Raw genomic sequence first — 22,523 nt, 5'->3', positions numbered from 1 at the left:
GGTCACACCCTATGCAGCGCGCGGAGCTCCGGCGGCAGCAGGGAGGCGGTGGCCTCGGCCGTGGGGCGCAGGCCGGTCATGAGCTCCACCTGGTCCACGGCCTGCTCCACGAGCATGTGCAATCCGCTGAGCACCTGAGCCCCGGCGTCCTCGGCGGCCGCCGCCCACGGGTGCGGCCAGCCTGCGTACTGGGCGTCCACCCACACGACCCCCGCCGCCGGGTGATCCGGCCCGGGGGCGTCCCGCTGGTGCAGCCCCCCGTGCGCCCGCCCACCGGGTGCCCAGGCGGGCGCCGCCAGGGTCTCCCACCAGCCGGCGGGCAGGGTGTTCACCACGAGCAGGCTGCCCGGTGCAGCCGTCGCCTCGCGCAGCGTCGGCGCCAGGGCGTCCAGGCGCACCACCGCCACCCGGATGCCGAGCTCGTCGGCCAGCCGCGAGAAGTCCCGGCGGACCGCGTCGCGCACCGCCACCGTGACCTCCCGCGCGCCGCACCAGTGCAGCGCCAACAGCCCCGAACGGGCCGTGGCACCCGACCCGAGCAGCACTACCTCCCCCGGCACCACTTCGGACTCGTGCGGTGCGGCCGGGTCGGCCCCCGGAGTGGACCGCTGCCCGCAGGCCCGGCCGATCACGCGCGCCAGCGCCGGCACGTCGGTGTTGCTCGCGGCCCACCCGTCACCGCCCAGCACGAGCGTGTTCGCCCCGCCGGCCAGGACGGCCACCTCCGACGCACCCGCGCCCGCGAGCCCCAGGGCGAGGGCCTCCTCCTTGAGCGGCATCGTGACCGACAGCGCTGTCACCTGCTCGCGCGAGTGCAGGCGCTCGACGCTCTGCGCCAGCTCTCCCGCGGGCACCTCGACGCGCTCGTAGCTCCCCGCCCCCAGACCCAGCTCCTGCCAGGCCGCACGGTGCAGCAGCGGCGAGAGCGAGTGCGCCACCGGGGAACCCACGACGACCGCGTGCGGCGCCCGGCCCGCTGCACCACCCGTGCCCGGGGGCTCGCTCAACACATCTCCTCGTTCTGCTGGCACCACCGGTTGAACATCTCCACGTACCGCTGGTGCTCGCCCAAGGTCTGCGAGAACTTCGTCTCCCCGGTCAGCGGGTTCACCGCCACGAAGTAGAGGAAGTCCGTGTCGTCGGGGTCCACCGCGGCGTCCAGGGCGGCCCGTCCGGGGCTGTTGATCGGTCCGGGCGGCAGGCCTGTGCGCTCGTAGGTGTTGTACGGGCTGTCGGCCTTCCGCTGCTCCGTGGAGGTGGCCGCGCGGCCACGCTCCCGGTGGATGAAGTGGATGGTGGAGTCCATCCCCAGCGGCATGTCCTGCTCGAGCCGGTTGAACACCACCGAGGCGACCTTGCCGCGGTCCGCCTGGCCGGAGCTCTCGGCCTCCACGATGGACGCGACGGTCAGCATCCGCTGCCAGTCCTTGCGGGCCACCTCCTCGCGCCGGAGCTCGGTCTGCGTCTGCTCGACCATCTTGCGCACCTGGGTGCGCGCGTCGTCGTCGATGTCGAAGTTGTAGGTGGAGGGGAACAGCCAGCCCTCGAACTCCCCGCCGGCCTCCTCGGGCAGACCCACGTCCGCGGGCTCCAGGGCGTCGTAGTCCTCCCGCGGGACGTCGGTACCCTTCGCCAGGCGGTCAAAGGTCTCGTCCACCCACAGCCCCTCGGGCACCGTCACCTTGTCGACCCGCAGGTTGCCCTCGTCGAGCAGGGCCTCGATCGCCGCGACCGAGCTCATCTCGTTCTTCATCACGTAGGTGCCGGGCTGCAGCCGCTCGATGCGGGGCTCGAGCCGCGCGAGCTCGTTGAAGGCCGGCGCGGAGGCCACGACGTCGTTCTCGGCCAGGATGCGCCCGACCTCGAAGCCACTGGACCCCTCGGGGACCTTGACCATCTTCTCGCCGTGCCCCTCCCCCTCGTAGTCGGGGTGGCTGCCCAGGTCCGGGATGGCCACCGCGGACAGGGCCGGGGCGAGCGTGTCCCAGGTCAGGGCCGAGCCCACACCGGTCAAGGCGAGAGCGCCCACCATCACCGCGGCCACCTGGGCCCGCGGCGGGCGCGGGGGCGCGGAGCGGCGCAGACGGCTGCTGCGGCGGTGCTCTGCCATGCGCGGTGGCTCCTGTCCTCGGGGGGTGCTCACGGAGTCCTGCCGGCCGCTCGACTGCGCGGCTTGCGACCGGGGACCAGCTCGCCGATTCTAGAGCCCCGACGCCATGCATCGAGGGACATCTGCAGGATCTCGACCGCGGCGGCCTGGTCGATGCGGGTGCGCTGCTCTTTCGCACGAACACCAGCCTCCCGCATGCCGCGCGAGGCGGCCACGGTGCTCAGGCGCTCGTCGACCAGCCAGACCCGGACCGTGGGGCCCAGCCGGGACGCCAGAGCCGTGGCCCAGCGGCGCGCCTCGACGGCCGAGGTGCTTTCGTGCCCGTCGAGGTGGCGGGGCAGGCCCACCACGACGCCCGTGGAGCGCTCCTCCTGGCGGACGAGCTGGACCACCCGGTCGAGGGCGGTAAGACCCGGGGCCACCGCGACGGTCTCCACCGGGGTCGCCAGGACACCGTCGGGGTCGCCGCTGGCCACCCCGACGCGGGCCAGGCCCACGTCCACGGCCCAGACCACCCCGGGCAGGGGCGTCGCCTCCTGCCCGGGGTGGTCTGAGGTCGCCGGTCCGGTGGTCACGGTGCTCAGGCGTTCGCGACCGCGGCGCGGATGGCGGCCAGCGCGTCGGCGGCGCGGGAGTTGTCCTGCCCGCCGCCCTGCGCGAGGTCGTCCTTGCCGCCGCCACCGCCGCCGAGGGCGGTGGCCGCGGCCTTCACCAGTGCCCCGGCCTTGACCCCGGCGTCACGGGCGGCCTGGGTGGTGGCCACCACAACTACCGGCTTGGCCCCCGCGGTGGAGACCAGCGCCACTGCGGCCGCTGCGTCGCCGAACCGGCCCCGCACGTCCTGCGCCACCGTGCGCAGGTCGCCACCGTCCACCTCGGGCAGCTCCTTGGTGACCAGCCGGATGCCACCCACCTGCTCGGCCTCGTCGACCAGGCCGGCCGTGGCGCCCTGTGCCTGCTGGCGCTTCATGGCGGTGATCTCCCGCTCGGTCTCCTTCAACCGGGCCACCAGCTGGGAGACCTTGTCCTTCAGCTCGGTCGGCTGCACACCGGCGATGGTGCTCAGCTCGGCGACCAGCGCCCGCTCGGTGGCCAGGTGGCGCAGGGCGTTCAGGCCGACGAAGGCCTCCAACCGGCGCGACCCGGAGCCCACCGAGGACTCACCGGTGAGCGTAAGCGCACCGATCTGCGAGGAGTGCTGCACGTGCGTGCCACCGCAGAGCTCGCGCGACCAGGGGCCACCGATCTCGATGACGCGGACGTCCTCGTCGTAGGTCTCACCGAACAGGGCCAGGGCGCCCCACTCACGGGCGGCCGGCAGGCTCATCCAGTGTGCGGAGACTGGCAGGTCGTCGCGCACCGCGAGGTTCGCGACCTCCTCCAGCTCGCTGCGGGTCGCCGCATCGAGCGCGCCGTTCCACGCGAAGTCGAGCCGCAGGTAACCGGGCTTGTTGTACGAACCGGACTGCAGGGCCGAGGGGCCCAGCACCTGCCGCAGCGCCGCGTGCACCACGTGGGTGCCCGAGTGCGCCTGAGCGGCCTCGATGCGCCACGTGGGGTCCACCTCGGCGCGGGCATCGGCACCCTCGGTGACCTCGCCGGAGGCGACCTTCACGGTGTGCGCGACCAGTCCCTTCACGGGGCGCTGGACGTCGACGACCTCCAGGCGGGCCCCGTCGAGGGTGATGATGCCGGCGTCGGCCACCTGGCCACCGGACTCGGCGTAGAAGCTCGTGGTGTCCAGCACCACCTGGCCGGTCTCACCCTGCGAGAGCCCGCCCACCCGCTCACCGTCACGCACCAGGCCGACGACGCGCCCGTCAGTGGCCAGGTCGGTGTAGGCCCGCCAGTCCGTGGCGCCGAGGGACCGCAGCTCGCGCCACACCTCGGTGTTCGCGTGCCCGGACTTCTTCGCCCGCGCGTCGGCCTTCGCACGCTCCCGCTGCTCGGTCATGAGGCCGCGGAAGCCCGCCTCGTCGACGGCCAGCCCCTGCTCGGCGGCCATCTCGAGGGTCAGGTCGATCGGGAAACCGTAGGTGTCGTGCAGGGCGAAGGCCTTGTCACCGGGGAAGACCTTCTGGCCGGCGTCCTTGGTCTGGCCGGCGGCGACGTCGAAGATGGTGGTGCCGGCCTCCAGCGTGCGGCGGAAGGCGTCCTCCTCGGCGTAGGCGATCTGGCTGATGCGGTCCCAGCCCGAGACCAGCTCGGGGTAGGACTCCCCCATCAGGTCGCGGGAGATGGGCAGCAGCTCCGGCAGCGCGGGGTCGGTGACGCCCAGCAGGCGCATGGAGCGCACCGCGCGGCGCAGCATTCGGCGCAGCACGTAGCCGCGGCCCTCGTTGCCGGGCACCACGCCGTCGCCGATGAGCATCAGGCCCGAGCGCACGTGGTCGGCGACGACGCGCAGGTGTACGTCGTGCGGGTGGCTCTCCGAGGCGATGTGGCCCGAGCTCGCGCCGTACTCCACGCCAGCCATCTCCGCGGCGCGGTCCAGCACCGGGTAGACCTGGTCGATCTCGTAGAGGTTGTCGACCCCCTGCAGCACCGAGGCGATGCGCTCGAGCCCCATGCCGGTGTCGATGTTCTGCTGGGGCAGGTTCCCCGCGATGTCGAAGTCGGACTTCGAACGCACCGCGGAGAGCTCGTGCTGCATGAAGACCAGGTTCCAGATCTCCATGAACCGGTCCTCGTCCACCGCCGGTCCGCCGTCACGGCCGTACTCGGCACCGCGGTCGAGGAAGATCTCCGAGCTGGGGCCACCGGGGCCGGGCACGCCCATGCTCCAGTAGTTGTCCTCCTCGTCCCGGCGCACGATCCGCTCGGCGGGCAGGTCCGTGAGCTCGAGCCAGAGGTCGAAGGCCTCGTCGTCGTCGTTGTAGACCGTCGCCCACAGGTCGTCCTTGCGCAGCCCCAGGCCCCCGCCGGCCTCGGGCGTGGTGAGGAACTCCCAGGCCATGGAGATGGCGCCGGCCTTGAAGTAGTCACCGAAGGAGAAGTTGCCATTCATCTGGAAGAAGGTGCCGTGGCGGGAGGTCTTGCCGACCTCCTCGATGTCCCCGGTGCGCACGCACTTCTGCACGCTGGTGGCACGCTGCCACGGCGGGGTCTGCTGCCCCAGCAGGTAGGGCTTGAAGGGCACCATCCCGGCGTTGACGAACAGAAGGTTCGGGTCGTCGTGGATCAAGGGGGCGCTGGGCACCACGGCGTGGTCCTTGCCCTCGAAGTAGGCAAGCCACCGGCGGCGGATCTCAGCGGTTTCCATCACAGCTCCTGATCATGGGGACGAGTTCGGCACACGGCTGCACCGCCGGCCTCCCGCAGGAGACCGACGGTGCAGGATATCGCGAGGGCCTCAGGCGGTCTCGACGGTGATGGCGCGCGGCTCCGCGAAGTGGCAGGCCGCCCGGTGCAGGGCGTCGTCGCCCTTGGACTCCAGCGCCGGCGGCGTGGTGGCGCACACCTCCTGGGCCTTCCAGCAGCGCGTCCGGAAGCTGCACCCACTGGGCGGGTCGATGGGGCTCGGCACGTCGCCCTCGAGCCGGATGCGCTCCTGCCTGGCCACACCCCGCACGACGTTGATGTCCGGTGCGGCGGACAGCAGGGCCTGGGTGTACGGGTGGAGCGGGTTGCCGTAGATCTGCTCCCGGTCGCCGATCTCCACGATCCGGCCCAGGTACATCACGGCCACGCGGTCGCAGAAGTGGCGCACCACACCGAGGTCGTGGGCCACGAACACGAAGGCGAGGTTGAACTCACGGCGCAGGTTCTCCATCAGGTTCATGACCTGCGCCTGGATCGAGACGTCCAGCGCCGACACGGGCTCGTCGGCCACGATCACACGGGGCTCCACGGCCAGCGCGCGGGCGATGCCAATGCGCTGCCGCTGCCCACCGGAGAACTCGTTCGGGTACCGGTTGATGTGCTCGGGGTTCAGGCCCACCAGCTCCAGCAGCTCCTGCACCCGGCCCTTGATCTTGTTCTTGGGCATGAGCTTGTGCACCCGGATCGGCGTCGCGATGATGTTGCCCACCGTGTACCGGGGATTCAGCGAAGCGTAGGGGTCCTGGAAGATCATCTGGATGTCGCGGCGCAACGGGCGCAGCTTGCCCTCGGAGTACGAGGCGATGTCCTGGCCCTCGAAGACGATGGACCCGGAGGTGGGCTGCTCCAGGCGCGTCACCAGGCGGCCGGTGGTGGTCTTCCCACAGCCGGACTCGCCCACCAGGCCGAGGGTCTCCCCCGCGGCCAGGTCGAAGCTCACCCCATCGACGGCCTTGACGGTCTTCTTGGTGGGCAGGACGCCGCGGTACTCCGTGATCGGGAAGTGCTTGGTGAGGTCGGAGACCTCGAGCAGCACCTCGCGATCGGCGGTGGACCGGCGCGGGTGGACGACGACGTCGTCGATGCGGGTGCTCATCGCAGGGTCTCCTGGGGGGTCGGGTCGACGGTGGAGATGTCGACGCCCATGGCCGACAGGTGGCAGCGCACGAGGCGGTGGTCGGTGCCGGGCGGCACCGTGAGGCCGGGCACGTCGGTGCGGCAGCGGTCCTCCGGCACCATCGAGGCGAACTCGCAGCGCGGGTTGAACGAGCAGCCGCTGGGCAGGTGGGTGAGGCTCGGGGGCGCACCCTTGATGGGGCGCAGCTCGTCGCCCACCGTCTCGCTGATGCTCGGCACCGAGCCCAGCAGGCCGCGCGTGTAGGGATGGCGCGGGTCGGCGAGCACCTCCTTGGTGTCACCGCGCTCCACGCCGCGCCCGGCGTACATCACCAGCGTGTCGTGGGCGACCTCGGCGACCACGGCCAGGTCGTGGGTGATCAGGATGATGGCGGACCCGTACTCGTCCTGCAGCTCCTTGAGCAGGTCCAGGATCGCGGCCTGCACGGTCACGTCCAGGGCCGTGGTGGGCTCGTCGGCGATCAGCAGCTTGGGGTCGTTCACCAGGCCCAGCGCGATCATCGCGCGCTGGCGCATGCCGCCGGAGAACTCGAAGGGGTACTGCCGGGCGCGCTTCTGGGGGTTGGGGATGCCGACGCGGTCCAGCATCTCCACGGCCCGGGCCATGCCCTTGGAACGCGAGACGTTGTGGTGCACGCGGTAGGCCTCGACGATCTGGTCCCCCACCCGCTTGTAGGGGTGCAGCGAGGACTGGGCGTCCTGGAAGATCATGGAGGCCACGTTGCCGCGGATCTTGCGGAACTGGGACTGGCTGGCACCCACCATCTCCCGTCCGTCGAGCAGGATCGAGCCGGACATCCGGGTGCGTTTGGGGTCGTGCAGGCCCATCACGGCCATCGTCGAGACGGACTTGCCGGAACCCGACTCCCCCACCACCGCGAGGGTGCGGCCGGCGTGGACGTCGTAGCTCAGGCTGTTGACGGCGCGGACCAGCCCGTCCTCGGTGGGGAAGGCGACCTGCAGGTCGCGCACCTTCAGGAGCGGCTCCCCCAGCTCGGGGCGGGCGAACACCGCGTGCGGGTCGTCGGGGGTGGAGTTCGTGAGAGTCATGGTGGGGTCCTCGGGTCCGGAGGGGTGGGTCGCGGTGCTCACTGCAGCCGGACGCGCGGGTCGATGACGCTGTAGAGCAGGTCGACGATCAGGTTGCCCAGGGTGACGAGCACGGCGCCGAGCATCACGGTGCCGGCGATCACCGGCAGGTCGTCCTGTCGGAAGGAGTCGATGGCGAGCTTGCCCATGCCGGGCAGGCCGAAGATCGTCTCGGTGAAGATGGCGCCCATGAGCTCGGTGGCCACCGACATGCCCACCAGGGTGACGAAGGGGGCGATCGCCGCGCGCAGGCCGTGCTTGTAGCTGACGGCCGTCTCGCCGAGCCCCTTGGCCCGTGCGGTACGCACGTAGTCGGAGTTCTGCACGTCGATCATGGAGGCACGGACGTAACGGATGTACCCCGCCGAGGCCCAGGTCCCGTAGAACAGCCACACCCCGATGAGGCCGACGAACCAGGCCACGGGGTCCTCCCACGGCTTGTGCCACTCGGCGCGGGGCACGATCCCGGTGAACACCATCGCGTACAGGAAGAAGATCAGCGCGCACACGTAGTAGGGGATTGAGCTGATGAACTGGCTGCCACCCACGATCACGCGGTCCAGGGCGGTCCCGCGGAACTTTGCGGACACCACACCGGCGATCAGGGCGAGGATCACGTAGACGATCATGCCGCCGAAGACCAACGAGGCAGTCACCGGGAAGGCGTCCAGCACGAGCTCGGTCACCGGGGCGTTGCGGTAGTAGCTCCACCCGAGGCAGGGGGCTTCGCACACCTTGACGAAGGCGCCGTTGGAGATCTCACGCCCCATGAAGATGCCGCCGACGAAGTCGGTGAACTGCTGGTGCATGGGCACGTCGAGCCCGAGGGCCGCGGCGATCTGGTCGACGCGCTCGGGCGTGCACGACGGCGAGTCACCACAGATGGCCCCCGCGGGGTCGCTGGGACCCAGGAAGAAGACCACGAAGGTGATGAGGATGACCGAGAAGAGCACGGCGGCCGAGATGGCCAGACGGCGCAGGATGTAGACGAGCACCCAGGACTCCTGAACGATGGTGGTGGGTGGTGCGGAAAAAGGCGTGGTGGGCGCGCTCCGTGGGGAGCCGCCCGGACGGGTGGCGGGACCGTGGTCCCGCCACCCGTGGTGTGGCGCTCAGCCACCGGTCAGGGGTTCTCCCGTGGGATCACCCCCGACCCGGTGATCACTCGCCGTCGACCCAGATGCCGGCCATGTCCGGCATACCCAGGTTCGGGTCGATCTGGACGTTGTGCACCTTGGTACCGAAGATCGCCGTGGCCTTGCCCTCGTCGGTCGGGATGGCCGGGAGGTACTCGTCACGGAGCATCTTGTCGAACTTGGTCCACTCCGGACCCTGCTCCTCGGACGGCAGCGCCTTGATGCGGTCGATCTCCTCGTTGACCTTCTCCTCGTCGAGGAAGCCCACCGAGTGGCCCGAGTCCTGGACCGAGCCCAGGAAGATGGCCGGGTACACGGCGTCACCCTGCGGCCAGTCGTAGCACCAGCCCGCCGGGCCCATCATCATGTTGGTCTCGGCGTCGGACGCCTGGATCAGCTCACGGATCTCGGCGCGCGGCACACCCTGGTCCTTGACCGTGAAGCCCGCGGCCTCCAGCGCCTGCTTGCGGGCGGCGTTGGTCTTCTGGGCCACCGGGTTGTCCACCGAGTAGTACCAGGAGAGCTCGAAGCCCTCCTCCCCGGCGTCGGCCAGCATCTTCTTGGCCGCCTCCGGGTCGCCCTGGCCCTCACCGGGCAGGCCCTCGCTGGGCTCCGGCTCGAAGCCGGGGACCGAGGTGGACATGTAGCTGATGGCCGGGCTGTAGTCCAGATCGGTGGCGCCGGCGGCCTTGCGGATCTGGTCGTACGGCCAAGCAGCGGCGACGGCCTTGCGGACCTCCATGGGGATCTTCCGGGTGTCCATGGACACGTAGGAGACACAGGGGCTGGCCGCGGTGGCCAGACGGTCCTTCAGCTCGCCCTGGAACTGCTGGGCCACACCACCGGGGACACCGGAGTAGCTCATGGCGAACTGGTCGGGGCCGTTGCTGGCCGCGATCTGCTGGCCCTGCGCGTCGTAGTCACCCGAGAAGGTGAACTCGATCTTGTCCGGGAACTGGTGACGGGCCGGGTCGCTGTCCGCGTTCCACTGGTCGTTCTTGGCCAGCACCAGCTTGGCGCCCTGCTGGTACTCCTCGAACTTGTACGGCCCGGTGGCCAGGGGCTTGTTGCCGTACTCCTCCTTGGTGTCCTTGTCCTTCGGGACGGGGCTCATCTGGGTGAAGGACGCGAAGTAGGGCAGCGTCGGCCACTCGTTGCGCAGGTGGATCTCGATGGTCTTCTCGTCCACCGCCTCCACACCGGCGAAGTCCTCACCGTCCTGGTAGGGGCCCTTGTACTTGTCCCCGTCCTTCAGGTAGTCCATCTGGTAGGTGGGGCCACCGGGGAGCTCGTCGACGGCGAAGGAGCGCTTGATGCCGTAGGCGACGTCCTCCGCGGTGATCGGCGAGCCGTCCTCGTACGTGAGGTCGTCCTTCAGGGTGAAGGTCCAGGTGAGACCGTCGTCGGACACCTGGCCGAGGTCGGTCGCGAGGTCCGGCACCAGCTCGGAGGTGCCGTCGGCGTTCGTGCGGTACTGCGTCAGACGACGGGTCGTCAGGTTCAGGATCGCGTTGACGTCCTGGTAGAACTGCGCCGACGGGTCGAAGGTCGTGGGGGCGCCGGGCGACAGGACCTGCAGCGTGCCGCCGGTCTTGGCACCCTCGACCTCGGCCGCGGGGCCCTCGGCGTCGGGCACCATGCCGGCAGAGGCCTCCTGGCCGCCACCATCGGAGGAGGACTCGTCGCCACCACCGGACGGGGACTCGTCACCGGAGGAGGACTCGTCACCGCCGGACTCCTCGGCGGAGGTGGTGGGGCTGTCGCCGCCACCGCTCTCGTTGTTGTTCTCTGCCGGGCTGTCGCCACCGCAGGCCGCGAGGGTGAGGGAGCCGGCGGCCGCGACGGCTGCGAACTTGGTCAGTCGCATCATGGGATTCTCCTTCTGAGCGCCCCGGTGAGTCCGGGGACGTGTGTGGGGTCGTCGACCGGGGTCAGCGACGGGTGTGGGGGTTGAAGGCGTCGTTCACGGCGTCGCCCAAGAGGCTGAGCGCGAGGACGAGCATGGACAGGCCGATCACGGGCATCCACATGTACAGCGGGTGCTGCATGAACGAGTTCTGGGCGAACTGGATGGTCAGGCCCCAGGAGACCGACGGCTCGCGCAGGCCGACCCCCAGCAGGGACAGGCCCGCTTCGGCCGAGATGAAGGCGGGGATGGCCGTCGTGAGCGAGACGATGATCGGGCTGAGGAGGTTGGGCAGGATCTCCTTGGACAGGATCTGGCTGGTGGGCACACCGAGCGCCCGCGCCGCCTGCACGTACTCCCGCTCGCGGATGGAGATGACCTCGCCACGCACCAGACGCGCCAACCCGGTCCAGCCGAAGATGATCAGCACGACGATCAGCACCCCGAACCGGATGTCGGCCACCTGGTCGTCGCTGATGAACCCCCCGTCGCTGCCCGCGAGACGGTTCACGGCAATCGGCACCAGGGCGATGGCGAACAGCAGGAAGGGCAGCGACTGCACCACGTCGATGATGAACGAGACGATGTTGTCGACGATGCCGCCGAGATAGCCGGCGAGCAGGCCGAGCGCCGTGCCGATGATCGTGACCGCGGTCGCGGCGACGACGGCGATGATCAACGAGGGCCGGATGCCGATGAGCCACCGGGCCAGCAGGTCGCGCCCGGTACCGGTCTCGATGCCGAAGGGGTGCTCCGGGCTGGCGGTGAAGGTGGGGTAACCACCCGGGGAGATGAACGTGGTGTCCTGGAGGACCGGGTCGACGCCACGGGCCGAGTTGATGGTCTCCGCGAAGATGCCGAGGATCACGAAGAGCAGCACGACGCCGAGCGACATCATGGCGATCTTGTCGTAGGCCAGGCGGCGCACGGCGATCTGGACCGGCGACTTGCTCGCCAGGTCCTGCACGGCCCGGCTGCTGGACCCTCCGTCACCCTCGCCATCGCGGAACGGGTTGGCGTCGGCAGCACCCTCGCGGGTGTGCTCACCCTGCTCGATCAGGATGTCTGCGTCCCGCGCGGGGTCCAGGCCGGCGTGGCTCGTCACTGGTGGTCTCCTCGGTGATGGTGTCGCCCCGGGTGGAGCACGCTCATCATGGGTACCGAGGGTGGCCCGCGCCACACCATCGGAGCCGATGCAACCAATTCGTTACACAGCCGTGACGCCACGTTGACCATGGCCGCTGCGCGGCGGCTGCGCCTACTTCCTCAGCAGGCCACGCACTCTCGCCCACCGCTGTGCCAAGGTCGCCTCGAAGCCCCGCTCCACCGGCTCGTAGTACCGGGCGCCGGCCAGGTCGTCCGGCAGGTACTCCTGCGCGGCCACCCCGTCCGGCTCGGTGTGGGCGTAGACGTACCCCACCCCGTGACCGAGCTGCGAGGCACCCGCGTAGTGGCCGTCGCGCAGGTGGGCCGGCACGGCACCCCCCGCGCCCCGCGCGGACGTCGGCCAGGGCGGCGTCGATGCCGGCGTACACCGCGTTCGACGGCGGGGCCAGCGCCACGTGCACCACTGCCTGGGCCAGCACGATGCGGGCCTCCGGCATGCCGATCTGCGCGACGGCGTGCATCGCGGCCACCGCGGTCTGCAGGGCCGAGGGGTCGGCCATGCCCACGTCCTCGCTGGCGGCGATCACCACCCGCCGCGCGATGAACCGGGGGTCCTCCCCGGCCTCGATCTGCCGCGCAAGGTAGTGCAGCGCGGCGTCCACGTCCGAACCCCGCATCGACTTGATGAAGGCACTGGTGACGTCGTAGTGCTGGTCGCCGTCGCGGTCGTAGCCCACGACGGCCTGGTCGAGGGCCTGCTCCACGTGCGCGGTCGTCACCACCACCGGCCCGGTTCCCTCGGCACCCGGTGCCACCTCGGACTCCGCGGCGCCGGCCGCGGCCTCCAGGGTCGTCAGGGCCCGGCGCCCGTCGCCGCCCGCGAGCTGCACGATGCCGTCGGCGGCCTCGTCCTCGAGGCGGAAGCGTCCGTCGAGCCCCCGCTCGTCGACGACCGCCCGGTCCAGCAGGTCCCGCACGTCCTGCCGGTCCAGCCCGGCCAGGCGCACCAGCACCGAGCGGCTCAACAAGGGCGTGACGACGGTGAAGCTGGGGTTCTCGGTGGTGGCGGCCACCAGGATCACGGTGCGGTCCTCCACCCCGGGCAACAGCGCGTCCTGCTGGGCCTTGGTGAAGCGGTGGATCTCGTCCAGGAAGAGGACCGTCTGCCGGCCGTACATCGACTTATCGCGCCGGGCGGCCTCCATCACCGCACGCACGTCCTTCACCCCGGCGGTGACGGCCGAGAGCTGCACGAAGGTGCGGTCGGCCCCATCGGCCACCAGGCGGGCGAGGGTGGTCTTGCCCGTGCCGGGCGGACCCCAGAGGATCGCCGAGGACGCGCCGGCCACCCCGCGCCGCCCCTCGATGAGGCGGCGCAGCGGGCTCCCGGGGGCGAGCACCTCGCGCTGCCCCACCACCTCCTCCAGGGAGCGCGGCCGCATCCGGGCAGCCAACGGCTCGTCGGGAACCCACCCGACATCGCCGTCGCCTGCAGCGGGCGTCCCGGCGGCGTCGGCCGCGGCGGAGAACAGGTCGTCGCTCACGCCGTTGCCTCCTGCCAGAGGAGGACCATCAGGATGAACACGGGGTCGACCTCCCGCCGGGAGGCGCTGCCAGTGGGTGCGGTGCGGGGGGCGGTCGAGGGGGTCATCGGGACCAAACTATCCCGGGGGTGGGTGAGAGGTCACCGGCACGGTGCCAGAATGCGCCCGTGCAGATCCTCCCCGACCACGCCGCCGTGGCCTCCGCGCTCCCCGACGACCCCTATGTCCGATGGGGGGTGCCGCCCACCCTGCCAGCGCCAGCCATCGAGCACGAGGGTGCCGTGGCGACGCTGCGGGTGCGCCACCGCCTCGGACAGGTGCGCCGCTCGGCCTTCCTCCTCGGCGACGGGGCCGGAATGCCCGCCCTGGTGGAGCACGTCCTGGGCACGGGCGTCCTGCGCCAGTGGGGTGCCTCGGGGATCAGCGTGCCCGCCGAGCACGGGCACCTGCTGGACGCACACGGCATCGAGCCCGGTGGACGGTGGGACTGGATGTGGGTCACCACGCCGGTGGCCTCCTCCCCCCGCACGACCTCGCCGGAGCGGCTGGGACTGGATGCGGTGATCTCCCTGGACGACACGCGGGACGCGCCCGAGATCGCGGAGCTCTCGCAGCGGTGGAGCCCCACGGCCGAGGGTGAGCCCGGGAGCGGGTACTCCACGTCATGGCGCGGCGTGCGAGCCGGTGCGCTGGAGGGCCGCCCCCACCAGGGCGAGCTCGTGGCCGTCGGGGCCAGCCAGCCATTCACCGACGAGGTGCCCCACCTGGCCGGCATCGTGACCCGCGGCGACCTACGCGGGCAGGGCCTGGGGCGGCTGGTCACGGAGTCCCTCACCCTGACCGAGGTGCAGCGCTCCGGGGTCTGCACGCTGGGCATGTACAGCGACAACGACGCCGCCCGCCGGCTCTACCACTCCATCGGCTACGCCACGGCCTACGCATGGGACAGCCGGCGGTGGGAGGACCCCACCGCCGGCTGAGCGTCGTCCGCGGTCAGCTGGTGACCGGGTTGACCTGCTCGGCCCCCTGCTCGGCGGAGGACTCCTCCTCCTCGGGCTGGTGGTCCACCCCGGCCTCCTCGCGCTGCTGCGCGGAGATGGGCGCCGGGGCATCGGTCAGCGGGTCGTAGCCGCCACCGGACTTCGGGAAGGCGATGACGTTGCGGATCGAGTCCGAGCCCGAGAGCAGGGCGACGATGCGGTCCCACCCGAAGGCGATGCCGCCGTGCGGCGGGGCGCCGTACGAGAAGGCCTCCAGCAGGAAGCCGAACTTCTCCTGGGCCTCCTCCTCGCTCAGGCCCATGACCTTGAAGATCCGCTCCTGCACGTCGCGACGGTGCACACGGATGGAGCCGCCACCGATCTCGTTGCCGTTGCAGACCATGTCGTAGGCGTAGGCCAGGGCCTCGCCGGGCTTCTCCTCGAAGGAGTCCAGCCACTCGTCCCTCGGCGAGGTGAAGGCGTGGTGGACCGCGGTCCACGCGCCCTCCCCCACGGCCACGTCGCCGGAGGCGACGGCGTCGGCCGCGGGCTCGAACAGCGGGGCGTCCACGACCCACAGGAAGGACCAAGCGTCCTGGTCGATGAGGCCGCACCGGTGGCCGATCTCCAGCCGGGCCGCGCCGAGCAGGCCGCGGGCGGCCTTGGCGGGGCCGGCGGCGAAGAAGATGCAGTCACCGGGCTGCGCACCGGTGTGGGCCGCGATGCCGGCCTTCTCCGCATCGGAGATGTTCTTGCTCACCGGGCCGGACAGCTCACCGTCCTCGCCCACCAGGACGTAGGCCAGGCCCTTGGCGCCGCGCTGCTTGGCCCACTCCTGCCAGGCGTCGAGCTGCTTGCGTGGCTGGCTGGCGCCGCCGGGCATGACCACGGCGCCGACGTAGGGCGCCTGGAAGACGCGGAAGGGCGTCTCGGCGAAGAACTCCGTGCAGTCGGTGAGCTCCAGGTCGAAGCGCAGGTCCGGCTTGTCCGAGCCGTACTTCTCCATCGCCTCGGTGTAGGTGATGCGGGGGAAGGGCGCGGGCACGTCCACGCCGATGAGGGCCCACAGCGCGCGGGCGATCTCCTCACCCAGGGCGATCACGTCCTCCTGGGTGACGAAGCTCATCTCGATGTCGAGCTGGGTGAACTCCGGCTGGCGGTCGGCGCGGAAGTCCTCGTCCCGATAGCAGCGGGCGATCTGGTAGTAGCGCTCCAGACCGGCCACCATCAGCAGCTGCTTGAACAACTGGGGGCTCTGCGGCAGGGCGTACCACTTGCCGGGGGCCAGGCGGGCCGGCACCAGGAAGTCGCGGGCGCCCTCGGGCGTGGAGCGCGTCAGGGTGGGCGTCTCCACCTCCACGAACGCGTGCTCCTCCAGCACGCGGCGGGCAGCGGCATTGGCCTTGCTGCGCAACCGCAGCGCCTCGCCGGCCGAGCCCTTGCCGGGGCGGCGCAGGTCCAGGTAGCGGTGCTTGAGGCGGGCCTCCTCTCCCACCTCGACGCGCTCGTCGATCTGGAAGGGCAGCGGGGCGGCGGTGTTGAGCACCTCGAGCTCGGCGGCCACCACCTCGATCTCACCGGTGGGGAGCTCGGAGTTCACGTTGCCCTCGGGGCGCACGCGCACCTCGCCGACGATCTTCACGACGTACTCGTTGCGCAGGTCGTGGGCGCCGCCGGACTCGAGGACCTCGTCGCGGGCCACCACCTGGGCGACGCCGGAGGCGTCCCGCAGGTCGAGGAAGGCAACACCGCCGTGGTCGCGGCGGCGGGCCACCCATCCGGTGAGGGTGACGGTCTGGCCGGCGTGCTCGGCACGCAGGGTGCCGGCTTCGTGGGTACGGAGCATGGTCGTCCTTTCGGGTCGGGTTTCCCGCCACGGACGACGCACCTGCAGAGGGTGCCGTCCGGGACGGGGAACGGCAGCCCGGGAGGTGTGGGCGGGGGCCAGGTCGCGGTGCCACCACACCTTCGCCGGGCAGGACGCCCGGCCTCTCGTCGGTCCGCCGGACGCGCGACCGGCAGGATCTCGCGGGTCGTCACTCCGCCCTGGCCGGCGGGGGCGATTCTGCCACCCGCCGGGACCCGTGTGCCACTCCCCACCAGCGGCTCGGCGAGCGGCGTCCTCGCCGGGTCAGCGGTGGTCGACGGGCCCGAGCTCGAAGGGCGCGTCCGCGGGCCGGGCGGAGGCCCCTCGGTGCAGCACGCGGTCCAGCGCCAGGGCGCCGATGACGGTGCTGGGGTTGTGCACCCGGCCGGCGTGCACCGCATCGAGGAGGTCGGCCAGACGCACCCAGTGGCCGGTCATGTCCGCCTCCTCGCCCTCGCGGCCGAAGTCGTCCTCGGCCACGTCGTGGACGTCGCGCGCCCAGAAGACACGAATCGCCTCGGCGGAGCCACCGGGGGTGGTGTGGTAGTCCGCCAGGGTCGACCAGGTGTCGGCCGTGAGGGCAGCCTCCTCGGCCAGCTCGCGCGCTGCAGCGGTCAGCATCGGCTCGCCGGGGACGTCCAGCAGCCCAGCCGGCACCTCCCAGGCCGTCGCGCGGACCGGGTGGCGGTACTGCCGGACGCAGAAGACCTCGAGGTCCTCCGGCGGCTCCGCGGGGCGCGTGGCCACGATGCCGACGGCCCCCGGGTGGCGGGTCCACTCGCGCCACGCCACGCCGTCGCCGAGCTCGACCTCCGCACCGACCACGGGGTAGCGGGCCCCCTCGTGGAGCACGCGTTCCTCCCCCGACCCGAGGTCGGTCACCTCATCGGCCAGCGGGGTGCGCTCCGGATCCAGCCGGGGCGCATCGAGACCGAGCTCGGCGCTCATGCGGGGTCCTTCTCCAGACCGCGCTGGGCCAGTGCCGCGCCGATGAGGCCGGCGAACAGCGGGTGGGCACGGTGCGGCCGGGACTTCAGCTCGGGGTGGGCCTGCGTACCGACGTAGTAGGGATGCACCTGGCGGGGCAACTCCACGAACTCCACGAGCTGGCCGTCCGGGGACGTTCCGGACATCACCAGGCCGGACTGCTCCAACTGCTCGCGGTAGCCGTTGTTCACCTCGTACCGGTGCCGGTGGCGCTCGCTCACGCTGGTGGTGCCGTAGGTCTCGGCGACGACGGAGCCGTCCAGCAGGGCCGCGTCGTACGCACCCAGGCGCATGGTGCCGCCCAGGTCCCCGCGGCCGTCGACGACGTCGAGCTGCTCGGCCATGGTGGCGATGACGGGGTGCTCGGAGTCGGTGTCGAACTCGGAGCTCGAGGCCTCCTCGAGGCCCTCGATGGTGCGGGCGTGCTGGATGACCATGCACTGCATGCCCAGGCAGATGCCGAGCGTGGGCACCTGGTGCTCGCGGGCCCAGGTCAGCGCGCCGAGCTTGCCCTCGATGCCGCGGATGCCGAAGCCCCCGGGCACCAGGACCGCGTCCACCCCGGAGAGAGCCTCGGCGGCCCCCTCGGGCGTCTGGCACAGGTCGCTGGCCACCCAACGCAGGGAGACCTTGGCGTGGTGGTGGAAGCCACCGGCGCGCAGTGCCTCCGAGATGGAGAGGTAGGCGTCGGGCAGGTCGACGTACTTGCCGACGATGGCGACCTCCACCTGGTGCCTCGGCTCGTGCACCCGCGTCAGCAGGTCGTCCCAGTCCGTCCAGTCGACGTCCTTGAAGGACAGGCCGAGGCGGCGCACGACCACCGCGTCCAGGCCCTCGCGATGCAGCACCTTGGGGATGTCGTAGATGCTCGGCGCGTCGGGACAGGTGGCCACGGCCTCCCGGTCGACGTCGCACGCCATCGAGATCTTGTTCTTGATCGACTCCGGCAGCTGCCGGTCGGCGCGCACGACCACGGCGTCCGGCTGGATGCCGTACTCGCGCAGGCGGGCGACGGAGTGCTGCGTCGGCTTGGTCTTGAGCTCCCCCGAGGGGCCGATGAAGGGCACCAGCGAGACGTGCAGGAAGAAGACGTTGTCGCGCCCCAGCTGGTGGCGCACCTGACGGGCGGCTTCGAGGAAGGGCAGGGACTCGATGTCACCGACGGTGCCCCCGATCTCGGTGATGATGACGTCCGGGCGGGCGCCCTCGTCATCTACCTCGGCGGCCGCGCGCATGCGGGCGACGATCTCGTTGGTGATGTGCGGGATCACCTGCACGGTGTCCCCGAGGTACTCGCCGCGGCGCTCCTTGGCGATGACCGAGTGGTACACCTGCCCGGTCGTCACGTTGGCCCCGGCGGTGAGGTTGTCATCGAGGAAGCGCTCGTAGTGGCCGATGTCGAGGTCGGTCTCGCCCCCGTCCTCAGTGACGAAGACCTCGCCGTGCTGGAACGGGTTCATCGTTCCGGGGTCCACGTTGATGTAGGGGTCCAGCTTCTGCATGGTGACCTTGAGGCCACGCGAACGCAGGAGGAGTCCGAGGGATGATGCGGTCAGTCCCTTCCCGAGGGAGGAGACGACGCCGCCGGTCACGAAGATGTGTCGAGTAGTGGGCACCACGGGCTGCCAGCATACCCACTCGCCCGGGCACGGGGTCATCGGCCCTCGCCCGAGCCGCACGGCGGGCTCGGGCCTCAGCGGCGGCTCCGGGCCGCCTCCACCAGCTCCGCCGCGTGCTCCCGGGCGCTGCGGCTCTCCGAGACCCCGCCGAGCATGCGGGCCAGCTCCGCGAGCCGCTCCTCGTCCTCGACGGCAGCGACGCCCGAGGTGGTGACCGACCCGTCATCGGACTTGGCGATGACCAGGTGCCGGTCCGCGTAGGCCGCCACCTGGGGCAGGTGGGTGACCACCACGACCTGTCGTTCCCGGGCGATGCGGGCCAGCCGCGCCCCGATGGCGTGGGCGGCCTCTCCCCCGACGCCGGCATCGACCTCGTCGAAGACCATGGTGGGCACGCCGCCCTCGGCGTCCCCGACCACGACCTCCAGCGCCAGCATCAAGCGGCTCAGCTCACCGCCCGAAGCCGCCTTGGCGACCGTGCGCGCGGGCACCCCGCGGTTCGGCGCCATGCGGATCTCCACCGCGTCGGCGCCATGGGCACCCGGCCGGGCCTCCTCCACCGCCACGGTCACCACCGCCTTGGGCATGGCCAGGGCCTGCACCTCCTGGGTGACCCGGTCCCCCAACTCCACCGCCGCGGCACGCCGTGCGGCAGTGAGGGCGTCTGCCGCAGCGCGCGCGGCCTGCTTGGCCTGCTCAAGTTCGCCGACCAGCGCCTCGCGGTCCTCGTCCGACGTGCCCAGGCCCTCGAGCTCCTGCGCCGCGATCACCCCCCAGGCCAGGGCGCGGTCCGCCGTGGGCGTGGCGTGGTCCGTCGCCGGTGCGAGCTGGTCCGACGCGGGCTTGGCGTGTTCCGTCATCGTGGCCGCGGCATGCTCATCGGCGTCACCCTCACTCCCCCGCGCGACAGCGCCGCCGGACGAGCCCTCACCCTCTGGTCGACGGTCATACTGGGCGTCTCCCTCGGGCAGCAGCTCCGGGCGCCCGAACTCCTGCGCCAAGGAGCGCAGTGCCGCCCGCCGTTCGTGCAGGGTCTGCAACTCCCCGGGGTCCAGGTCCAGACCGCCCACCCATGACGAGAGGTCTGCCGCGAGGTCGTGGGCGAGCAGGCCCAGCTCCTGCAGACGTCGGTACAGCTCCCCGGTCTCGGCGTCCACGTGGGCCACGCGCTCCAGGGCGGCCCGCGCCTGCCCGATCAGCTCGGTCGCCCCGGGCTCGGGCATCGCACTGGTGGCGTCCCCCGACAGCGCTCCCGCGGCGAGGTGGCCCGCCTCCACCAGGTCTGCCGCGTGGTCCAGCCGCGCCACCCGCTCCCGGAGCTCGTCCTCCTCGCCCGGCGACGGGTCCACGGAGGCCAGGAGATCCAGGCCCTTGCGGAGCCACGCCGCCCGCTGTGCGCGGATCGTGCGCTCGGTGTCGAAATCCCTCACTGTGCGGTCGAGGTCCACCACGACTCGCCGGGCCTCGCGGTACGCAGTCAGACGCTCGGTCACAGGTTCACCCCCGAACGCGTCAAGCACCTCGCGGTGCGCGTCCGCCGAGAGCAACCGCCACTGGTCGGCCTGACCGTGGATGGCCACGAGGAGTTCACTGATGCCGGCCAGGGTGCGCACGGGCATCCGCGTCCCGCCGGCTGCGGCCACGGAACGGCCTGCGGCACTGACCCTCCGGGTGACGATCAGCTCGTCCTCCACCACGCCGCCGGCGTCCTCCACCGCACGCAGGGCAGGGTGGTCCGTCTGACCCGGGGGCACTTCGTACACGCCGGTCACCACCGCCGAGTCCGCCCCGTGGCGCACCCAGCCGGACTCGGCACGACGCCCCAGCAGCAGCGAGAGGCTCTGCACCATCATCGTCTTGCCGGCACCGGTCTCCCCAGTGATCACCGTCAGGCCCCGCGAGAGGTCGACCGTCGCATCGTGGATGACGCCGAGGTTGGAGATCTCGACGGTGGACAGCCAGGGCTCGGACTGCTCGGTGCCCGGCCCGTCCCGGTGCGTGCTGTTCGTCGCGTCCCGTGGCCTCTTCATACCCAGCCCTCCTCGGCCTGCTGCGCTCGAGCGGCACCCCGCCAACCCTCCACGCTCAGCCCGAACTTGCGCACGAGCCGGTCGGTGAACGGCGAGCTCGTCAGCCGCGCCAGGCGGACGGGGTCCTCGCTGCGGGCCACCTCGACCCGGGCGCCGAAGGGCAGGTCCGCCACGGCGCGTCCGTCGCACCACAGGACGCCCGGCCCCGGGGACTCCGGAATGAGCTCCACCGCCAGCCGGGTGGTCGGCCCCACGAGCAGCGGACGGGCGAAGAGCGCGTGAGCGCTGATGGGAATCGTCAGGATCGCCTCCACGTCGGGCCACACGACGGGACCGCCGGTGCTGAACGCGTACGCAGTGCTCCCCGTGGGAGTCGCCAGGATGATGCCGTCACAGCCCCACGTGGCCAGCGGGCGACCGTCGACCTCCAGGGCGAGCTCCACCATCCGCTCGCGTGACCCCTTCTCCACCGTCGCCTCGTTGAGGGCCCAGCCGGTCGCGATCTGCTGCCCCTCGAGGAAGACCTGCACGTCGAGCGCCATGCGGTGCTCCACCGTGTACTCGCGGTCCACGATGTGGTCGACGGTCCGGCCGATGTCCTCGCGCTCTGCCTCCGCCAGGAATCCGACGTGCCCCAGATTGACCCCGAGCAGGGGCACCGAGAAGTGCCGGGCGAGGTCTGCACCGCGCAGGATGGTGCCGTCGCCGCCCAGGACCACCACGAGCTCGGGGCCGTCGCCCTCGCCGACGGACTCGACACGCGCTCCCCCGTGCCGCAGCAGCGCGTCCACCTGGTCCGCCGGGGCAACGACACCGACCCCGCGGCCACAGAGAAGGCCCGCCACCTCACCCGCCACGGCCATGGCCTCGGGGCGCCCGGGGTGGGCGCACACGATGACCTGCCGGGCCGACGTCAGGTCATCACCGTCAGAGGTCGAAGGCATCGCCATCCTCACCGTCCCAGAAGCTGTTGCTGACATCGAGCAGTTCACTGTGCCACGAGCCACCGACAACCTCTTGGTCGCCCGGGCCCGGCACCTCGCACCGCAGCAGGAACTCGACGTTCCCGTGCGTTCCAAGGGTTCCGCTCACCGCCAGGGACCGCGGGCTGAAACCCGATGCGGTGGCTCCGTCCAGAACTCCCACCACGGCCTCCCGCCGAATCTCCCGACTGCGGACGATGCCCCGAAGGGATCCCTGCGGCCCCACCTCGAACTGGGGCTTGCACAGCACGACGGCCTGCCCACCGGCGCCCAGGAGCCACTGGATGGAGGGCAGGATGTAACGCACGGAGATGAAGCTGACGTCACAGACCACAAGGCGCACGCAGCCCTCCGACAGACCCGCCTCCTGGAGGGCCCCGGTGTCACGCGCATTCACCCCCTCGCGCACCACGACCCGGTCGTCCCGACGAAGCGAGTCGACCAGCTGGTCGTGACCGACGTCCACGGCCCACACCCGTGCCACCCCCGCGTTCAGGAGCACGGACGTGAAGCCCCCTGTCGACGCGCCCAGGTCGACCGCCTCGGACACACCGTGTGTGACCTCCGGCCACAGCTCCAGAGCCCGCTCGAGCTTGCGCTGCGCCCGGCTCACCTCGTCGGCCGCCGTCTGCGCACCGTCCTTCAGGCTGATGCTCTCGGGATCCACGTCCACGGAACCCTTGGTCACCGGCTCCCCCTCGACGAGC

The 22,523-nt window shown here is 71.5% G+C and carries 16 protein-coding genes and 1 pseudogene; 1 reads left to right on the top strand and 16 read right to left on the bottom strand.

The window, feature by feature from the left end:
• Nucleotides 1-2: 2 nt before the first annotated feature.
• From KSED_RS06115 to KSED_RS06070, 10 genes and pseudogenes are all read right to left on the bottom strand, one after another.
• Complete coding sequence (locus KSED_RS06115; protein ID WP_015779231.1) at nucleotides 3-1,007, bottom strand: shikimate dehydrogenase family protein; 1,005 nt, start codon at nucleotides 1,005-1,007, stop codon at nucleotides 3-5.
• Nucleotides 1,004-2,110, bottom strand: a complete 1,107-nt coding sequence (gene mltG, locus KSED_RS06110; protein WP_015779230.1) for an endolytic transglycosylase MltG — start codon at nucleotides 2,108-2,110, stop codon at nucleotides 1,004-1,006. Before mltG ends, KSED_RS06115 begins: the two co-directional genes overlap by 4 nt.
• 29 nt (nucleotides 2,111-2,139) lie before the next feature.
• Complete coding sequence (gene ruvX, locus KSED_RS06105) at nucleotides 2,140-2,685, bottom strand: Holliday junction resolvase RuvX (protein WP_237699572.1); 546 nt, start codon at nucleotides 2,683-2,685, stop codon at nucleotides 2,140-2,142.
• Nucleotides 2,686-2,690: 5 nt separating this feature from the next.
• The gene (gene alaS, locus KSED_RS06100; protein ID WP_015779228.1) at nucleotides 2,691-5,372 is read right to left on the bottom strand and encodes an alanine--tRNA ligase; all 2,682 of its coding nucleotides are present in this window, start codon (nucleotides 5,370-5,372) and stop codon (nucleotides 2,691-2,693) included.
• Between the two features lie 90 nt (nucleotides 5,373-5,462).
• Nucleotides 5,463-6,527 carry an ABC transporter ATP-binding protein gene (locus KSED_RS06095; protein WP_015779227.1) on the bottom strand — a complete coding sequence of 355 codons (1,065 nt, stop codon included), beginning with the start codon at nucleotides 6,525-6,527 and terminating at the stop codon, nucleotides 5,463-5,465.
• The gene (locus KSED_RS06090) at nucleotides 6,524-7,618 is read right to left on the bottom strand and encodes an ABC transporter ATP-binding protein (protein WP_049758378.1); all 1,095 of its coding nucleotides are present in this window, start codon (nucleotides 7,616-7,618) and stop codon (nucleotides 6,524-6,526) included. The genes KSED_RS06095 and KSED_RS06090 overlap by 4 nt, the downstream gene beginning before the upstream one ends.
• Before the next feature lie 38 nt (nucleotides 7,619-7,656).
• Nucleotides 7,657-8,652: an ABC transporter permease gene (locus KSED_RS06085; protein ID WP_015779225.1), complete on the bottom strand. Its 996-nt coding sequence runs from the start codon at nucleotides 8,650-8,652 to the stop codon at nucleotides 7,657-7,659.
• Nucleotides 8,653-8,818: 166 nt separating this feature from the next.
• Nucleotides 8,819-10,663 carry an ABC transporter substrate-binding protein gene (locus KSED_RS06080; RefSeq protein ID WP_015779224.1) on the bottom strand — a complete coding sequence of 615 codons (1,845 nt, stop codon included), beginning with the start codon at nucleotides 10,661-10,663 and terminating at the stop codon, nucleotides 8,819-8,821.
• 61 nt (nucleotides 10,664-10,724) lie between these two features.
• Nucleotides 10,725-11,804 (bottom strand): ABC transporter permease, encoded by a 1,080-nt coding sequence (locus KSED_RS06075; RefSeq protein WP_015779223.1) that lies wholly within the window; start codon nucleotides 11,802-11,804, stop codon nucleotides 10,725-10,727.
• Nucleotides 11,805-11,957: 153 nt separating this feature from the next.
• Nucleotides 11,958-13,248 (bottom strand): annotated as a pseudogene (locus KSED_RS06070) (replication-associated recombination protein A).
• 269 nt (nucleotides 13,249-13,517) lie between these two features.
• On the opposite strand from KSED_RS06070, the gene KSED_RS13600 reads away from it, so the two are divergent.
• Nucleotides 13,518-14,330 (top strand): GNAT family N-acetyltransferase, encoded by an 813-nt coding sequence (locus tag KSED_RS13600; RefSeq protein ID WP_015779220.1) that lies wholly within the window; start codon nucleotides 13,518-13,520, stop codon nucleotides 14,328-14,330.
• Nucleotides 14,331-14,343: 13 nt separating this feature from the next.
• Here KSED_RS13600 and aspS read toward each other — a convergent pair whose 3' ends face one another.
• The 6 genes from aspS to KSED_RS06035 all read right to left on the bottom strand — a co-directional run bounded on the left by aspS (nucleotide 14,344) and on the right by KSED_RS06035 (nucleotide 22,504).
• The gene (aspS, locus tag KSED_RS06060) at nucleotides 14,344-16,176 is read right to left on the bottom strand and encodes an aspartate--tRNA ligase (protein WP_015779219.1); all 1,833 of its coding nucleotides are present in this window, start codon (nucleotides 16,174-16,176) and stop codon (nucleotides 14,344-14,346) included.
• A gap of 285 nt (nucleotides 16,177-16,461) precedes the next feature.
• Nucleotides 16,462-17,145: an NUDIX domain-containing protein gene (locus KSED_RS06055; protein WP_015779218.1), complete on the bottom strand. Its 684-nt coding sequence runs from the start codon at nucleotides 17,143-17,145 to the stop codon at nucleotides 16,462-16,464.
• Entirely contained in the window at nucleotides 17,142-18,842 is a 1,701-nt protein-coding gene (gene pyrG / locus KSED_RS06050) for a CTP synthase (RefSeq protein WP_049758371.1), read from the bottom strand. Before pyrG ends, KSED_RS06055 begins: the two co-directional genes overlap by 4 nt.
• A 35-nt stretch (nucleotides 18,843-18,877) precedes the next feature.
• On the bottom strand, nucleotides 18,878-20,833 hold the full coding sequence (locus tag KSED_RS06045; protein WP_015779216.1) for a DNA repair protein RecN: 1,956 nt from the start codon (nucleotides 20,831-20,833) through the stop codon (nucleotides 18,878-18,880).
• Nucleotides 20,830-21,777, bottom strand: coding sequence for an NAD kinase (locus tag KSED_RS06040; protein WP_015779215.1), 948 nt, complete (start codon nucleotides 21,775-21,777; stop codon nucleotides 20,830-20,832). The genes KSED_RS06045 and KSED_RS06040 overlap by 4 nt, the downstream gene beginning before the upstream one ends.
• On the bottom strand, nucleotides 21,761-22,504 hold the full coding sequence (locus tag KSED_RS06035) for a TlyA family RNA methyltransferase (protein WP_237699571.1): 744 nt from the start codon (nucleotides 22,502-22,504) through the stop codon (nucleotides 21,761-21,763). The genes KSED_RS06040 and KSED_RS06035 overlap by 17 nt, the downstream gene beginning before the upstream one ends.
• Nucleotides 22,505-22,523 lie beyond the last annotated feature (19 nt).

Origin of the sequence: Kytococcus sedentarius DSM 20547 (assembly GCF_000023925.1) — a bacterium.
Lineage (GTDB): Bacteria > Actinomycetota > Actinomycetes > Actinomycetales > Dermatophilaceae > Kytococcus > Kytococcus sedentarius.
This window is presented reverse-complemented; position numbering and strand designations above follow the sequence as displayed.

Excerpts from the sequence above, each read along its gene's own strand:
- mltG (WP_015779230.1), bottom strand. The coding sequence starts at position 2,110 with ATGGCAGAGCACCGCCGCAGCAGCCGTCTGCGCCGCTCCGCGCCCCCG.
- alaS (WP_015779228.1), bottom strand. The coding sequence starts at position 5,372 with ATGGAAACCGCTGAGATCCGCCGCCGGTGGCTTGCCTACTTCGAGGGC.
- KSED_RS06045 (WP_015779216.1), bottom strand. The coding sequence starts at position 20,833 with ATGAAGAGGCCACGGGACGCGACGAACAGCACGCACCGGGACGGGCCG.
- KSED_RS06040 (WP_015779215.1), bottom strand. The coding sequence starts at position 21,777 with ATGCCTTCGACCTCTGACGGTGATGACCTGACGTCGGCCCGGCAGGTC.
- aspS (WP_015779219.1), bottom strand. The coding sequence starts at position 16,176 with ATGCTCCGTACCCACGAAGCCGGCACCCTGCGTGCCGAGCACGCCGGC.
- KSED_RS06055 (WP_015779218.1), bottom strand. The coding sequence starts at position 17,145 with ATGAGCGCCGAGCTCGGTCTCGATGCGCCCCGGCTGGATCCGGAGCGC.
- KSED_RS06080 (WP_015779224.1), bottom strand. The coding sequence starts at position 10,663 with ATGATGCGACTGACCAAGTTCGCAGCCGTCGCGGCCGCCGGCTCCCTC.
- KSED_RS06095 (WP_015779227.1), bottom strand. The coding sequence starts at position 6,527 with ATGAGCACCCGCATCGACGACGTCGTCGTCCACCCGCGCCGGTCCACC.
- pyrG (WP_049758371.1), bottom strand. The coding sequence starts at position 18,842 with ATGACCCCGTGCCCGGGCGAGTGGGTATGCTGGCAGCCCGTGGTGCCC.
- KSED_RS06090 (WP_049758378.1), bottom strand. The coding sequence starts at position 7,618 with ATGACTCTCACGAACTCCACCCCCGACGACCCGCACGCGGTGTTCGCC.